The sequence below is a fragment of the Streptomyces sp. NPDC001920 genome (genome assembly GCF_053594495.1).
The window spans coordinates 21,848-35,892 of record NZ_JBSFEP010000006.1; the positions used below are offsets into that span (position 1 = coordinate 21,848).

Annotated in this window: 10 protein-coding genes, 4 tRNA genes and 1 pseudogene; 9 read left to right on the forward strand and 6 right to left on the reverse strand. The window is 70.8% G+C overall.

The window, feature by feature from the left end:
• Positions 1-48: 48 nt before the first annotated feature.
• Positions 49-564, forward strand: a complete 516-nt coding sequence (locus ACWCPI_RS11565) for a MarR family winged helix-turn-helix transcriptional regulator (protein WP_451037954.1) — start codon at positions 49-51, stop codon at positions 562-564.
• A gap of 132 nt (positions 565-696) precedes the next feature.
• Positions 697-1,341 (forward strand): GTP cyclohydrolase II, encoded by a 645-nt coding sequence (locus ACWCPI_RS11570; RefSeq protein WP_451037955.1) that lies wholly within the window; start codon positions 697-699, stop codon positions 1,339-1,341.
• Between the two features lie 112 nt (positions 1,342-1,453).
• Here ACWCPI_RS11570 and ACWCPI_RS11575 read toward each other — a convergent pair whose 3' ends face one another.
• Positions 1,454-4,735, reverse strand: a complete 3,282-nt coding sequence (locus tag ACWCPI_RS11575) for a S8 family serine peptidase (protein WP_451037956.1) — start codon at positions 4,733-4,735, stop codon at positions 1,454-1,456.
• Between the two features lie 215 nt (positions 4,736-4,950).
• Complete coding sequence (locus ACWCPI_RS11580; RefSeq protein ID WP_451037957.1) at positions 4,951-5,730, reverse strand: MBL fold metallo-hydrolase; 780 nt, start codon at positions 5,728-5,730, stop codon at positions 4,951-4,953.
• 292 nt (positions 5,731-6,022) lie between these two features.
• On the opposite strand from ACWCPI_RS11580, the gene ACWCPI_RS11585 reads away from it, so the two are divergent.
• A complete protein-coding gene (locus ACWCPI_RS11585; protein WP_451037958.1) occupies positions 6,023-6,238 on the forward strand; it encodes a hypothetical protein in 216 nt (71 codons plus the stop codon).
• Between the two features lie 9 nt (positions 6,239-6,247).
• Positions 6,248-6,424 carry a hypothetical protein gene (locus tag ACWCPI_RS11590; RefSeq protein WP_451038224.1) on the forward strand — a complete coding sequence of 59 codons (177 nt, stop codon included), beginning with the start codon at positions 6,248-6,250 and terminating at the stop codon, positions 6,422-6,424.
• 230 nt (positions 6,425-6,654) lie between these two features.
• Here the strand turns inward: ACWCPI_RS11590 and ACWCPI_RS11595 are convergent.
• From ACWCPI_RS11595 to ACWCPI_RS11610, 4 genes and pseudogenes are all read right to left on the reverse strand, one after another.
• A pseudogene (locus ACWCPI_RS11595) lies at positions 6,655-6,813 on the reverse strand (transposase); the annotation flags it as partial.
• 837 nt (positions 6,814-7,650) lie between these two features.
• Positions 7,651-7,723: transfer RNA gene (locus ACWCPI_RS11600), tRNA-Lys, on the reverse strand.
• Between the two features lie 223 nt (positions 7,724-7,946).
• Positions 7,947-10,043, reverse strand: coding sequence for a DEAD/DEAH box helicase (locus ACWCPI_RS11605; RefSeq protein ID WP_451037959.1), 2,097 nt, complete (start codon positions 10,041-10,043; stop codon positions 7,947-7,949).
• Between the two features lie 935 nt (positions 10,044-10,978).
• Positions 10,979-11,329, reverse strand: coding sequence for a metallopeptidase family protein (locus ACWCPI_RS11610; protein ID WP_388802840.1), 351 nt, complete (start codon positions 11,327-11,329; stop codon positions 10,979-10,981).
• Positions 11,330-11,412: 83 nt separating this feature from the next.
• On the opposite strand from ACWCPI_RS11610, the gene ACWCPI_RS11615 reads away from it, so the two are divergent.
• From ACWCPI_RS11615 to ACWCPI_RS11635, 5 genes are all read left to right on the forward strand, one after another.
• Complete coding sequence (locus tag ACWCPI_RS11615) at positions 11,413-12,975, forward strand: metallophosphoesterase family protein (protein ID WP_451037960.1); 1,563 nt, start codon at positions 11,413-11,415, stop codon at positions 12,973-12,975.
• 80 nt (positions 12,976-13,055) lie between these two features.
• Positions 13,056-13,128 (forward strand) — tRNA-Glu (locus tag ACWCPI_RS11620).
• A gap of 37 nt (positions 13,129-13,165) precedes the next feature.
• Positions 13,166-13,240, forward strand: a tRNA-Asp gene (locus tag ACWCPI_RS11625).
• 25 nt (positions 13,241-13,265) lie between these two features.
• Positions 13,266-13,339: transfer RNA gene (locus ACWCPI_RS11630), tRNA-Phe, on the forward strand.
• Between the two features lie 328 nt (positions 13,340-13,667).
• A complete protein-coding gene (locus ACWCPI_RS11635) occupies positions 13,668-14,006 on the forward strand; it encodes a DUF6233 domain-containing protein (RefSeq protein ID WP_451037961.1) in 339 nt (112 codons plus the stop codon).
• Positions 14,007-14,045: the final 39 nt, after the last annotated feature.

A 14,045-nucleotide genomic window follows, 5' to 3' on the forward strand; every position in this document is an offset into this window, starting at 1 on the left:
TTGGTTCACGTTCTTGGTTCAAGTTTGAAACAAACTTACACTGGGGGCATGACGACTCGCTGGCTCACTCCCCAGGAGCAGCGCGCCTGGCGCGCGTACATCGCCGCCGCCGCGCTCGTGGAGGACGCGCTGGACCGGCAACTCCAGCAGGAAGCCGGCATGCCCCACCTGTATTACTCCATCCTCGCCACCCTGTCCGAGGCGCCGGAGCGCCGGCTGCGCATGACCGACCTCGCGGAACGGCTGAAGATCACACGCAGCCGGCTCACGTATGCCGTCTCCCGGCTGGAGAAGGACGGGCTGGTGCGGCGCGAGGACTGCGGCTGGGACAAGCGCGGCAGCATCGCGACCCTCACGGAACAGGGCATGCGAACGCTGGAGCAGGCGGCACCCGGCCATGTGGAGACCGTGCGGTCGCTGCTCTTCGACCGGCTGACACCTGCGCAGGTCGGACAGCTGGAGGAGATCTTCACGGCGATCGGCGCGGGCTTCACCGGGGACGGCGCGCACGCCACCGCGGACGAGGTGCCCTGGCGGCGGCGCTCCGGCAGGTCGTGCCCCTGAGGCGTTCGCCGCGCCCGTGACGTACACGACAAACCCATTGCTTCAAATTTAAAGCATGGGGTAGGGTCCCGAACCGAGAAGCTGCTTCAAATCTGAAGCAGACGGCCCTCGTACGGAACCCGGAGAACCCGCATGCCCGACTTCATCGCCGCCGCCACCCAGCGCGCCCGCGTCCGGGTCCCGCTGCGCTTCCACGACGGCTACCGCGTCGACACCGAACTGGTCACCTTCCACGGCCTGGCCGACGGCCGCGAGCACGTGGCCGTCGTCCTCGGCGACCCGGCGCCCGGCACCACCCCGCTGGTCCGGCTGCACTCCGAGTGCCTGACCGGCGACGTGTTCGGATCGGCCCGCTGCGACTGCGGCCCGCAGCTGCGCGAGGCCGTCGAGCGCATCGCCGAGCGCGGCGGCGTGCTGCTGTACCTGCGCCAGGAGGGCCGGGGCATCGGCCTCTACAACAAGCTCGACGCGTACGCCCTCCAGGACCAGGGCCTGGACACCTACGCCGCCAACACCGCCCTGGGCCTGCCCGAGGACGCCCGCGACTACACGGCGGCAGCCCAGATGCTCACCGCCCTCGGCATCGGTGAACTCGACCTGCTCTCCAACAACCCCGACAAGGCCGACCAGTTGCGCACCCTGGGCGTCGAGGTCCGCGACCGTGTCCCCACCGGGGTCTTCGCCACCCCGGACAACGTCCGCTACCTGCGCGCGAAGGTCCTGCAGACCCAGCACACGCTCCCCCTGGGCGACCTCGCCGGGCTCGGCGTGGGCTGAGCGGACGTCGTCCGCGCACACGGCGATCCGCGCACAGGGCGATCCGCGCACAGGGCAAGAGGAAGGGCGGGTGCCCGGCACCGGACACCCGCCCCTCAACCGTGTGCGACGGCTACGGCGTGACCTTCTCGATCGTCACGCCACCCACGCCCGCGGTCGTCCCGCGCGCGTTCACCAGCCTCACCTCGCCGAGGAGTTGACGGCCCTCGGCCACCGCCTTCGCGACCGTGACCTGCGCCGAGACCTTCGTCGTGGCACCCGTGCCGAGCTTGACCGGCACCGACTCGTCGACGGCGACCTTGCCGAGGACGGAGGAGAAGAACACGTCCCGGTAGTCGTACGCGGTCGAACCGGACGGCACCTCGAAGCCCACGACCTCCACGGTGTACGTACCGGCGGCCGGGTTCGCGATCGAGACGGACTCGTCCGAGTCACCGTCCGCCGACTGGCCCGCGACCTTGCCCTGGGCGTCGTACACCGTCAGGTCGAGGTCGGCGCCCGCGTCGGAGACCCCGCCGATGGCGACGTCCAGCGACGTGGTGCCCTCCGGCACCTCCAGGGTGCTGGTGTGCGTCTCACCGCCCTTGATGGTCGGCCGCTCGGTCTTCGACGAGCCGAGGGCGCCGCCCTTCAGGGTGCCCTCGACGGCCGCCAGCTTGTTGGCCACCGTCCAGGAGGCGTCGACCGGCGTGCCGACCTTGGCCTCCGGCACGGTCACCGACTCCGGGTCGAAGGACGCGCCGTACGCGGTGACGTCCAGCTTGTACGGGTTGTCCAGCGGCACCGAGGTGCGCCGCGCGTCGACCTCGATCTCCCAGACGCCGGGCAGCGGGTCCGCGTAGGAGGCGATGTCCGTGGTCTTGGTGTCGTTGTCGGCGACCGGGACGCCGTACGGGTTGATGGCGCTGAACACCGTCCGGCTGCCCTCCTTCAGGCCGCCCAGCGTCACCTGGAGCGACTTCGCGCCCTCGGGGACGGTGACGAAGTACGACCTGAAGCCGTTGCGCTCCACCGAACCGGAGGCTGTGAAGGTGTGCTTCACCGGGGTGGAGACCACGACGGTGTTGAGGATCTGCTTGTCGACGCCGACCGTCCTCGGGTCGTCGGCCTCCAGGATCACGCTCTTGATGCCCGCGTGCTTCGGCGCGGCCTGGAGCTTCACGGTCACCGGCTTGTTCAGCGGCAGCTTCACCGCATGCGGGCCGAGGATCTTGAAGGTGCCGGCCTTGTTGTTGGCCAGCCGCAGGGTGTGCGGGAGCGAGCCGGCCGGGCCGGACGTACGGGTGATGGTGACGTCGTACGTCTTCTTCTTCTTGGCCTTCAGACCGCCCTCGCGGTCGTAGACGCCGGTGCCGAAGCCCGGCGTCTTCAGCGCCTGGTCGAGCGCGGTGTCGACCGGGGCCTTGACCGTGTAGTCGTGCGCGGTGGCGCCCGCCCGGATCGCCTTCCAGGCGTCGACGACGTCGATGAGGCCGGCACCCTCCTCGTACGCCTGGAGCCCCTTGATGTGCCGGGCCGTCGAGGTGAGCGCGGTGCGCAGCTTCTCGGGGGTGAGGTCGATGCCCTTCTGCTTGGCGGCCGACAGCAGCAGGGCGCTGGAGCCGGCGGCCTGCGGGGCCGCCATCGAGGTGCCGTTGTACATGGCGTAGCCGGCCGGCAGCTTCCAGCCCGCCTCGGCGATCGGCGCGCCGGGCATCCAGGCCGGGATCGTGCTGACCGCGGCGCCGGGGGCGACGACGGTCGGCGTGAAGCCGCCGTCCTCACGCGGGCCGCGCGAGGAGAAGTTGAACAGCTGGTACGCGTTGCGCACGCCGGTGCCGTAGTTGGCGGCGAACGTCTCCTTGGAGACGCCCGCGCCGACCGAGAGGACCTTGTCGGCGAGGCCCGGGTCGCCGATGGTGTTGGCGCCGGGGCCGGAGTTGCCGCCGGAGATGACGAGCTGGACGCCGTAGGTGTCGATCAGCCGGGTGTACATCTCGGCGCGGGCGTTGTTGCCGTCGTTCAGCGGGGGCAGGCCGCCGATGGACATGTTGACGATGTCGACGCCGCGGTCGGCGACGAGGTCGATCATGCCCTCGGTGAGCGCGACGTTGGAGCAGCCGGGGCCGAAGACGCAGGCCCGGGACGAGACGATCTTGGCGCCGGGGGCGGCGCCGTTCATCTTCTTGCTGCCCAGCAGGCCGTGGGCGGCGGTGATGCCGGCGACGTGGCTGCCGTGCGATCCGGCGGTGAGGCCGATGTTGACGAAGTCGGTCTTCTTGCCGACCCAGTCGCCGCCCAGCGGGTCCATCGGGACGTCCTTGCGGACCTGCACCACGAAGTCCTGGCTCTCGGGGATGTCCGTGGCCGGGTTGTCGGTGCCGAAGCGGCCGACCTGGTGGCCGTCCTTGTACGGCTTCATCGGGGTGTCGTCGGTGAAGTCGCCGTTGTCGTTCACGTCGACGGTGACCGTGCCGGCGGCCGGGTCGTAGAGCACGCCCCAGTCGTCGGTGGTGTCGCCGTCGCGGTTGACGTCACCGTCGGCGTCGCCCTCCGCGGCGCTGCCCTGCGCGGTGACGGCCTCGCGGAAGGTGCTGATCCGGTACGAGCCCTCGGGAGCCTTCCAGCTCTTGTCGCCGAAGGTGAAGGCAGGCCCGGCCACGGAGGTGGTCATCGCCCGCCAGGTGCCGTCACCGTCGACGATCGGGTCGGTGGCGGTCACCCAGTCGACGATCTTGCGCTCACCGGTCGTCGTCTTCTGCAGCGCCGGGCTCGCGAGGTCGACACCGGAGTCCAGGACACCGATGGTCACGCCGCGGCCGTCGGCCTTCGGGTTCTTCTTCACGAAGTCGACCGCGCCCGTCTCGAAGGACGGGTTGTACGGGTTCTTCGCGGGGGTCTTCCTGCCGGGGCCGGGGTAGGTCGCCGCGGAGGCACTCGACCTGCCGCCGCCGTCGAGGACCGGCTCCTCCAGGGGTATCTCGTCGCGCAGGTCGATGGCCTGCACGGAGGAGAGCCTGGCGGCGGCCGCGATGGCCGAGTCCGCCCTGCCGGTCGGCACGGTGGCCCGCACGTAACCGAGCTTGTCGTACGTACGGCCGACGGAGCCGCCCTTGACCGCGTCCAGCTCCTCGGCGACCTTCTCGGTCTGCCCGGGTGCCGTGGCGATCATCATCGTGACCGTCTTGTCGCGTTGCGCCTTGGCCTCGGCGAGGAGGTCGGCGTCGTCCGAACCGAGCTTGTCATGAGCGGACTTGACGCCCGGGTCGGCCACGGGGGCGGCGGGGCCGTCCGCGGCGAGGGCGAGGGGTACGGGCCCGGCCGCGGAGAGTGCGGCTACGAGGCCGGCGGCCACAGCGATACGGACGACGCGTTTCGCGCCCGGTATCGGGGCCGGGTGGGGGGTGGTGGGCATGGTGATCCCTGGTGCTGAAGGAATGTAGGCATCGGCGGCCGTATCGAGCACCTTCGACCGCCGCGGTCCGGAATGTGACCCCGGATGATCGCCTAGCTTCCCTCAAGGGATCTGTTTCTGTTGTTACTTCAGAGTCAAGAGATCACCAGCTGACGCAAACTCGCCATACGTCACTGGGGACTTAGTGGCACATGCTGCGACATTCCCCTGAGAGGTCAGTCGAGCCCGAGTCGTTCGCTCAGCCCTGCCTGCGCGAACGCCGCCACCAACTCCGCCCGGCCCTCGGTGAAGTGGGCCCAGCTGTCGAAGTGGACGGGAACGACCCGGCGGGCCCCGAGTATCCGGGCGGCCTCGGCGGCACGGGCGCTGTCGAGGGTGAGCAGCCGGCCGTCGAGGACGGCCCCGCGGGCGGCGCCCGCGAACAGGACCGCGGTGTCCACCGGCCCGAACCGCTCGGCGATCTCCCGGACCGGGTCGAGCTGGGCGTTGTCCCCGCTGACGTAGACCGTGGGCGGCCCGTCCCCGGTCAGCACGAACCCGACGACCTGCCCGATGACCGCTTCCAGTTCCTCACGCTCCCCCGGCCCGTGCAGCGCCGGCACCCCGGTCACGGTGATCGCGCCCCCGCCGGGCCGCTCCACCTCCACGGACTCCCAGTCCCGCAGCCCCCGGGCAGTACCGCCGAGGCGTTCCGCCCCGCTCGGCGTGGTCAGGGTGAGCGGCACGTCGGCCAGCAGTGCCCGCCCGGAGACGTCGAGGTTGTCGGGGTGCTCGTCGTGCGAGAGCAGCACCACGTCGACGGGGCCGAGCGCGGCGGGCGAGACGGAGGAGGCGGCGGTCTTCGTCAGCCCGTGTCCGCCGCCCAGGGGGTAGTCGCCCGGCGCGTCGAAGGTGGGGTCGGTGAGAAACCGCAGGCCGCCGTACTCGATGAGGGCGGTGGGGCCGCCGAAGACACGGACGGGAACCTGCTCGGCGGTGGCACGGGTGACGGTCATCGACAAACCTCACGGTTGAAGGGTGGCTTATCCGTGAGCCAAACCTAGCCGCATCTCACGGAAAGCCGCAAGCGAAAACGTGAGAAAGGGAAAGTCGCCCGGCGCGGGCAGGCGTACGGCTCTCACCCCTCGACGCCCTGGACGGCACACACCGGCCTGTCCCCATCCGGTGGACGACCTCGCGGGCAAACGCTCGACCAGCGCGTCCCGGCACCGGACCTCGGGTCGGACGACACGGCTGACGGGCAACGGCATTGCACGGCACCCGAGTTGACGCGAGGGAGCGGGGGGAGTGCACCAGAGGGCGGCGACGCGCCGGGCCCGGGCGGCATGGATCACGACGGTCGCCGATCGACTACGGGTGGTCGACGGACTGCAACGACGGGGCGGCACCTACACCAACTACCCTGTGATGCAGGGCCACGCCAGCGGGATCGGCTGGAGCCCGAAGATCCGCTCCGACAACGAACTGCGCAAGGGATGCGGGACCAGGTCTCCGAATCCGTAGGAGAGGCGCATGGTCGAACAACCCCCCACGCGGTACTCACCCGAAGGCACGCCGCTGGGGCGCACCGCGGACAACATCCGGCTCGGCAACAGCTACGCCACTGACGCTCCGCGGGCCCGCAAGCTGTGGTGGTGCATCAGGGACGTACTGCGCCGGCCGGTGAAGAACAGCGGGCAGCGCCACTGACGTGGGAACACGGACGGGCCCTCTCCGCAGGAGCACCCTGCGGAGAGGGCCCTGTTGGTGCGGTCCCCGCCCACGTCGTTGAACTTGCGGTAACCGGAGTTGCAGTTCCTCCGGTACTTCTCGGCGTACGCGCCATGTCGTTGCAGTCGTGACCCGCCCGGACGGTGGCCTTCGCCTCGGTCCGGACGCGAGGCTCGTTCGTGCCGGCCGGCGCCTCCTCGGGGGCGGGCCCGTTCGGGCGGGTCCCGCCAGGCCGCCCCCGAGGACAACTTCCACAGGATGCCGTTGAGGACCTGCCGCCGGTCGCGGACCGGGCGGCCCATCCGCGGCGGAGCCGGCAACGGCTCAATGACCGCCCATGCCTGATCAGTCAGCTCGTGACGACGCACCCGAACAGTCCAAGGCACCAACCACTGTGCGGAAACGACCTGGTTGGCGGTGTGCGGGCCCGTCTTGCCCGTGAACGGGAAGAGCGGATAGCTCTCCACGCATTGACCCTCGGGTGGGTGATAAGGCCAGCCCATCCCAAACCGGTACAGGAGGGTCAGCATGATGGCCACTCCGAGCGGGGCGAGCCACATGGTTGCCCGCCCGCCGGGAAGAGGCCGCCTTCGCAGTGCGAGTTGGGTCAGAAGCAGCAACAGGGCCATGCAAAGCCACACGACGGGCATCATCATCTGCAGCCCGATGTTGTTGCTGAAGTTGTTCCCGAGCGGGCAGTCCGCCCACGATCGAACAGTCCACACTGTGCCGCCGTACACGCCGACGGCAGAAAGAGCGGGGGCCAGCAAATACCAGCCGCAACCCGGCGCAGAGGTGATCGCCCCGTCCTGCCCCCGCGAAACGTGCATCCCGTTGCCTCCACTGAGCGACTGCGGCGCCGGCTACCAAACAAGCTGACCGGCCGACTCCCCCACGCGGCGACCGAGCTACTTCACTCACGCTGACCAAAGAGACCATCAGTCGGTTCCCGCTTGAGCCGCCGTCTCATGATCGGCCGGACAAGTCCTGGTCGCGACGCTCGCGTACCGCCGATCCGGATTGGCTCAAGCAGTTCGATCTGCCGGCATGAGCAAGCCGAAGGCACTCCAGGCGGCGCGTCCCCCGCGCATCCGCTCACGCATCGCTCACGCACAGCCCCGAGAACGAAGCAGCGCCCGAGCCGACCGAAGCCGACTCAGGCGCTGCCCAGCAGGTCAGAGGGCACTGCCCCCGCCCACCACCGGTAGGCCCTGTGGGACTCGAACCCACAACCAATGGATTAAAAGTCCACTGCTCTGCCAATTGAGCTAAGGGCCCAGGCGATGTTGCCACCCCGAGCATAGCCGGACGTTGCCGCATCGCCGATCGGGTATCGGGGTCACGGCCGCGTCGGCGGTGGCGGAGGGCGGTGGGAAGAGCCGTCCGGCCACATCTGACGGCCTGCCAGACACACCGGAGCGGGTCAGGCGTCCAGGGGCGGCGGACGCGGAAGGGCCCGCACGACGGACATCGTGCGGGCCCTTCCCGGGATCAGTCGGCGTCAGCCGTTGCGCTTCCAGCGCGGCTTGTCCTCGCGGCGCCCGAAGGAGCCGCCGCCGCGGTGGTCGTCACGACGACCGTACGGCCGCTCGTGGCCGCCGGAGCGGAAGCCGGGCCGGTCGTCGCGGCGGTCCCGGTTGAAGGGACGGTCGCTGCCTCGGTGACCGCCACGCTCGTCGCGCCGGTCGAAGGACCGTCCGGCCCGGTCGTCCCGGCGGAAGCCGCCGCGGTCTCCGTCCCGACGCTCGAAGGAACGCCCACCACGGTCGTCGCGGCGCTCGAAGGAACGCCCACCACGGTCACCCCGGTCGTCCCGGCGGAAACCACCGCGGTCGCCGTCCCGACGCTCAAAACCACGCCCACCACGGTCGTCGCGGCGCTCGAAGGAACGCCCACCACGGTCACCCCGGTCGTCCCGGCGGAAACCACCGCGGTCACCGTCCCGACGCTCGAAGCCACGGTCGCGGTCCCGGTCGCGGTCCCGGTCGCGGTTGAACCCGCCCCGGTCGTCCCGGCGCTCGAACGAACGCCCACCCCGGTCACGGTCGAACGAACGCTCCCGGTCCCGACCGAAGTCACGGTCACGGCGCTCACCGCGCTCGGCCCGGTCGACGTCCTGCGCGGCCGGCTGCTCGGGCACGACCACCTCGACGGCCTCGACCACCGCGGAAGCCTGCTCCGCCTGGGCCTCGGCCACCGCTGCCGACGGGTCCTCGCCCCGCTCACGCGCGACCCGGGCGACCAGCCGGTCGGCTTCCTCACGCAGCTCCGCGGCACGCCGCTGCGCCCGCTCCAGCTGCTTGGTCAGCTGTGCCACCTCGCGCTCGGCCTGCTGAGCGGCGTTGCCCGCCGACTCCGCCTGCACCTCGGTCATCGAACGGGCGCCGGTGATCTCGGCGACCTCCGGATCGAAGGCGGCACCGCCCTGGATGATGTGGCGCGAGGCGTCGACGCCCGCGTCCTCCATCAGCCGGAAGATCTGCCGGCGCTGGTGCGGCAGCGACAGGGAGACGACCGTGCCCGTGCGCCCCGCACGCGCCGTACGGCCGGCCCGGTGCAGGTAGTCCTTGTGGTCACCGGCCGGGTCCACGTTCAGGACGAGGTCGATGCCGTCGACGTGGATACCGCGAGCGGCGACGTCGGTCGCGACGAGCACGTTGACGTACCCGTCCTTGAAGTCGGCCAGCGTCCGGGTCCGCGCGCCCTGCGTCATGCCGCCGTGCAGCGCGTCCGCCTTCACGCCGGCGTCGCGCAGCTGCTCGGCGACACGGTCGGCGCCCAGCTGGGTCCGCACGAAGATGATCGTCCGGCCCTTGCGGGAGGCGATGGCGGCGGTGACGGGCGCCTTGTCCTTCGGCTTCACGATCAGGATGTGGTGCGACATGGTCGTCACCGCGCCCTGCGCCGCGTCCACCTCGTGCAGGACCGGATCGCTCAGGTACCGGTCGACGAGGGTCTTGATCTCGTTCTCCATCGTCGCGGAGAACAGCATCCGCTGACCGCCCGCCGGAACCTGGTCCAGCAGCTCGGTGACCTCGGGCAGGAAGCCCAGGTCGGACATCTGGTCGGCCTCGTCGAGGACGGCGACCTCGACGTCCTGCAGGGAGCAGGCGCCGCGGTTGATGATGTCGCGCAGCCGGCCCGGGGTGGCGACCAGCACGTCCACGCCCCGCTCCAGGGCGTAGATCTGGTTGCCCATGGACGTACCGCCGCAGACGACCTTCATCTTCAGGCCGAGCTGGTCGCCGTAGGGCTGAAGCGCGTCCGCGACCTGCATCGCGAGCTCACGGGTCGGGGTGAGGATGACGGCGCGCGGCTTGTGCTTCTCGGTGCGGCCGCCGGACAGGCGGGCCAGCGTCGGCAGGCCGAACGACAGCGTCTTGCCGGAGCCGGTGCGGCCACGGCCGAGGATGTCCTTGCCGGCCAGGGCGTCCGGGATGGTCGCCGCCTGGATCGGGAAGGGCACGGTCACGCCGTTCTGCGCGAGCTTGCGCACGACGCCCTCGGGGAGACCGAGGTCGCCGAAGGTGATCTCGGGGGCAGCCGTCTCTTCGGTGCTCTCGGGCACGACGACGTGATCAGTACTGGAAATGGACATGCGTATGCGAAACCTTCCGGAGTCTCGTCGGCACGCGCCCGTCAACTCCGTGATTCGCTATACGACCGCCTCAATGCGGTCCGCCACGGCAAGGGAGAGTACGCGCCACACGGCGCGCTCTGTGGTGGCGCCGGGCAAATGGGATCAAACGATCTACCACCATACGCACCCCCAGCCCCCGAAGGCAAACCGGCCGTCACCCGTGTAGGCAACGTCACGTGCCACCGCCCCCACGCCTCCGTCGGCGCTACCCGGTCCGAGCCGGGCGAGCCCGCCGCCCACGCCTCACGCCGGCGCCCCCGCGGCCGGAGCGGGCTCCCGCTGAGCCAACTGCGGCCCGGTCTCCTCATGTGCCGACGACGACGGCTCGGCCTGCGTGGGCGTCGGCGAGACGGGCGTCGGCTGCTCCGTCGGCGTCGGGTCCGGATCCGGCGTCCGCGTGGGCGTCGGCTCGACCGGACGCGTCGGACCCGGCTTCGCGCTCTGTCCCGGCCCGCCCCCCGCGGGAGCGGACGCGCTCACCCCGGCCGACGGCGAGACGGCCGGAGACGCCGACCTCGCGGCCCGCTCCTTCTCCTTGCCCTTCCGCTTGCCCTTGCCGTCCTTCCCCCGCCGAGGCTTGCCGGCTTCGGCATGCGCGCCGACCCCGGATCCGCCACCCGACACCGCCGACCCGCCGTCGGGCGCCTCACCACCCCGGTGCCCCGCGGACGGCGACGGCTTCGCATCACCCCCACCGCCGTCATCGCCCACGCTCATACAGCCGGCGGCGGCAGCCACGGCCACAGCCGCGGCGGCCAGACGGACGGATACGTACAAGGGGCGCACGGAAGCCACCTCCAAGGGCGGGCGAAGAAGTCAACCTGCCCAACTCCCGCCGCCCACAAGAGGACACGCGCCCCTCGGCACGGCCTCAGGCCCCCACCGGCACCCGCTCACCCGTACCCGAGCGCGTGCAGCCGGGCGTCGTCGATCCCGAAGTGATGGGCGATCTCGTGCACCACCGTCACCTCGGTCTCCTCGACGACCTCCTCCCGGGACTCGCACATCCGCAGCGTCGGACCCCGGTAGATCGTGATGCGGTCCGGCAGGACCCCGGCGTACCACTCCCCCCGCTCGGTCAGCGGCGTCCCCTCGTACAACCCGAGCAGTTCGGGATCGTCCGACGGCGGCTCGTCCTCCACGAACACCGCGACGTTGTCCATCAACCGCGTCAACTCCGGCGGAATCCGGTCCAGCGCCTCGGCAACCAGTTCCTCGAACTCCTCGCGCGTCATCTCCAGCACAGGCCCATTGTCCGCCACGCCCCCCGCCAAGGAGCCGCCAACGGCCCCGCATATCCGGCCCGGCACCCGGGCATACGGCACCAATGGCCCGCGTCCCCGCCGCAGTCATGAACGTCCTCGGGCACCTCCCCAGGGCGCCCCGCGCCCTCGCCCGCCGCTACGCCACCCGCCGGCCCCACCCCACCCCGGAACTCGTCACCCGGCCCCACCCCTGGACCCGCGCCGTCGGCCTGGTCACCGTCGTCCTGCTCGGCACCTGGCTCGGCCTGCTCGTCGTCGGCAACGTACGCGTCCCCGTCGGCCCCATGAACACCACGATGACCCTGCGCCCCTCCCTCACGGGCGGCACGAAGATCAACATCTCCCCGCTCGGCGCACTCCAACTGGACAGCCACATCGCACCCGTCCGCCTGGACGTCAACGTCGACCAGCTCGACCCCGAACGCGCCCAAGCCCTCGTCGACCACCCCGAACGGCTCTCCGGCCTCCAGGACGAGATCGCCCAGGACATCACCGACGGCACCCGCGACCTCGCCCTGCGCAGCTGCGTCGCCGTCGTCACCGGCGCCGCGGCCCTCAGCCTCGCGATCCACCGCCGCCCCCGCCGCGCCCTGGCCGCCGGCGGTCTCGCCCTCACCGTCCTTGCGGCCTCCGGCGGCACCGCGTTCGCCACCTGGAACCCCGACTCGGTCCTGGAACCGAAGTTCTCGGGCCTGCTCTCCTCCGCACCGTCCGTGGTCGGCAACGCACGCAGCATCGTCACCGAATTCGACGTCTACCAGAAGGAGTTGGCGCGCCTGGTCACCAATGTGACCAAGCTCTACGACGCCACCTCCACGCTCCCCGCCTACGCCCCCGACCCGAGCACCATCCGCGTCCTGCACGTCTCCGACATCCACCTCAACCCGGCGAGCTGGAAGATCATCGCCTCGCTCGTCGACCAGTACGAGGTCAACGTGATCGTCGACTCCGGCGACACCATGGACCACGGCACCGCCGCCGAGAACGGCTTCCTCGACCCCATCGAGGATCTGGGCGCCCCCTACGTCTGGGTCCGCGGCAACCACGACTCCCGGGAGACCCAGCGCTACCTGCGGGGCCTGAAGAACGTCCACGTCCTGGACGACGGCAGGGCGAAGACCGTCGCCGGGCTGCGCTTCGCCGGCATCGGCGACCCCCAGTTCACCCCCGACCGCTCCACGGTCCCCGGCGGCGACGCCGCCAACGAACTGGCCGGCGCCCGCCTCGCCACCGCCCTGCGCGACCAGAAGACCGCCGGCACCCCCGCCGACGTCGCCGTCGCCCACGAACCGGTCGCCGCCCGGCAGACCGACGGCGAGGTCCCCCTCGTCCTGGCCGGCCACGTCCACCACCAGGAAATGGAGCTCCTCCCGTACGGCACCCGCCTGCGCATCGAGGGCTCCACCGGGGGCAGCGGCCTGCGTGCCGTCGAGGGCAAGCACCCCGACCCCATCCAGACCTCGATCCTCTACTTCGACCGCGACACCCGCCGCCTCCAGGCCTGGGACGAGATCGAACTGGGCGGTCTCGGACTGACGACGGCGGAGGTGAGGCGCCACCTCGTCGAGGAGAACCAACCCGGCGCGACCGGCTCCCCGAGCGCCCCCGTCAGCCCCTCCCCGTAAACCGTTTTGGCGATACCTCCCGCCATCCCATATGCTTCTCACGTCCCCGACGCGCTGAGAAGCGCCCAGGCGGGCCGATAGCCCTCATCGTCTAGCGGCCTAGGACGCCGCCCTTTCAAGGCGGTAGCACGGGTTCGAATCCCGTTGGGGGCACGCAACATCGTGTGCAACACTGTCGTACACATCGCTTGGTCCTGTGGAGCAGTTTGGAGTGCTCGCCACCCTGTCAAGGTGGAGGCCGCGGGTTCAAATCCCGTCAGGACCGCTGAGGCTTTACACAAAGCCTCGACGGCTGGGTAGCTCAGTTGGTACGAGCGTCCGCCTGAAAAGCGGAAGGTCGCCGGTTCGACCCCGGCCCCAGCCACCGTCAGCCCACCAGGGCATACGGCCCCACCGAAGATTTTCGGTGGGGCCGTTTTCGTGTCGGGTGCGCCAGGTGATGTCACTGCGGCGGTTGCCCCTGGCGCAGAGAAAACCCTTCAGCGCCGCGAGCGCCAGGGCGCCGAGGGCTGTCGTCACGAGGACGGCGAGCGGTCGGTGGACAGCCGTACCGGGCAGGGCAGGGCGTCGTGTCATGCACACAGAGTCGGGTGAAGGCACTCCGCTGCACGAGCAGGCGTGCTCAGCATCAGGACCGGCGGACGGGGGGCCGTGTTCACCGCGGGGACACCGCGGCGCATAGAATCGAACACGTGAACGACCCTGTCCCGTCGAGACTCGTGCTGCTCCGCTTCCTGGAGCGGGTGCAGCTCAGGGACCTGGAGCGCACCCGCCGGTGGATCGCGGACGAGGAACGGCGCGACGCCGAGCGGCAGCGCGGCATGAACGCCCGGCCGGCGGCGCCGGAATGGCTTCTCGAACGGGGCCTGTCCGGGCGGGCCCCCGCCTACGTCCATGTCGGCGGCTGCTGGAACGCCGGCAAGCGGTCGAAGGGCATCACACGGGACCAGGCGCTGCGAGCACTCACGGAGCAGGGTGTGCCGCAGTGCCCGCACTGCCGCCCGGACACCGCGCTGGGCATCCTCGACTGAGCGCCTTCGGCGCGCTCCACCACGCCCCCCGTGGCCGAA

What these genes read in the sequence shown, in the direction of transcription:
- ACWCPI_RS11565 (WP_451037954.1), top strand. Translation starts at nt 49, where the DNA reads ATGACGACTCGCTGGCTCACTCCCCAGGAGCAGCGCGCCTGGCGCGCG.
- ACWCPI_RS11570 (WP_451037955.1), top strand. Translation starts at nt 697, where the DNA reads ATGCCCGACTTCATCGCCGCCGCCACCCAGCGCGCCCGCGTCCGGGTC.
- ACWCPI_RS11575 (WP_451037956.1), bottom strand. Translation starts at nt 4,735, where the DNA reads ATGCCCACCACCCCCCACCCGGCCCCGATACCGGGCGCGAAACGCGTC.
- ACWCPI_RS11580 (WP_451037957.1), bottom strand. Translation starts at nt 5,730, where the DNA reads ATGACCGTCACCCGTGCCACCGCCGAGCAGGTTCCCGTCCGTGTCTTC.
- ACWCPI_RS11590 (WP_451038224.1), top strand. Translation starts at nt 6,248, where the DNA reads ATGGTCGAACAACCCCCCACGCGGTACTCACCCGAAGGCACGCCGCTG.
- ACWCPI_RS11605 (WP_451037959.1), bottom strand. Translation starts at nt 10,043, where the DNA reads ATGTCCATTTCCAGTACTGATCACGTCGTCGTGCCCGAGAGCACCGAA.
- ACWCPI_RS11615 (WP_451037960.1), top strand. Translation starts at nt 11,413, where the DNA reads ATGGCCCGCGTCCCCGCCGCAGTCATGAACGTCCTCGGGCACCTCCCC.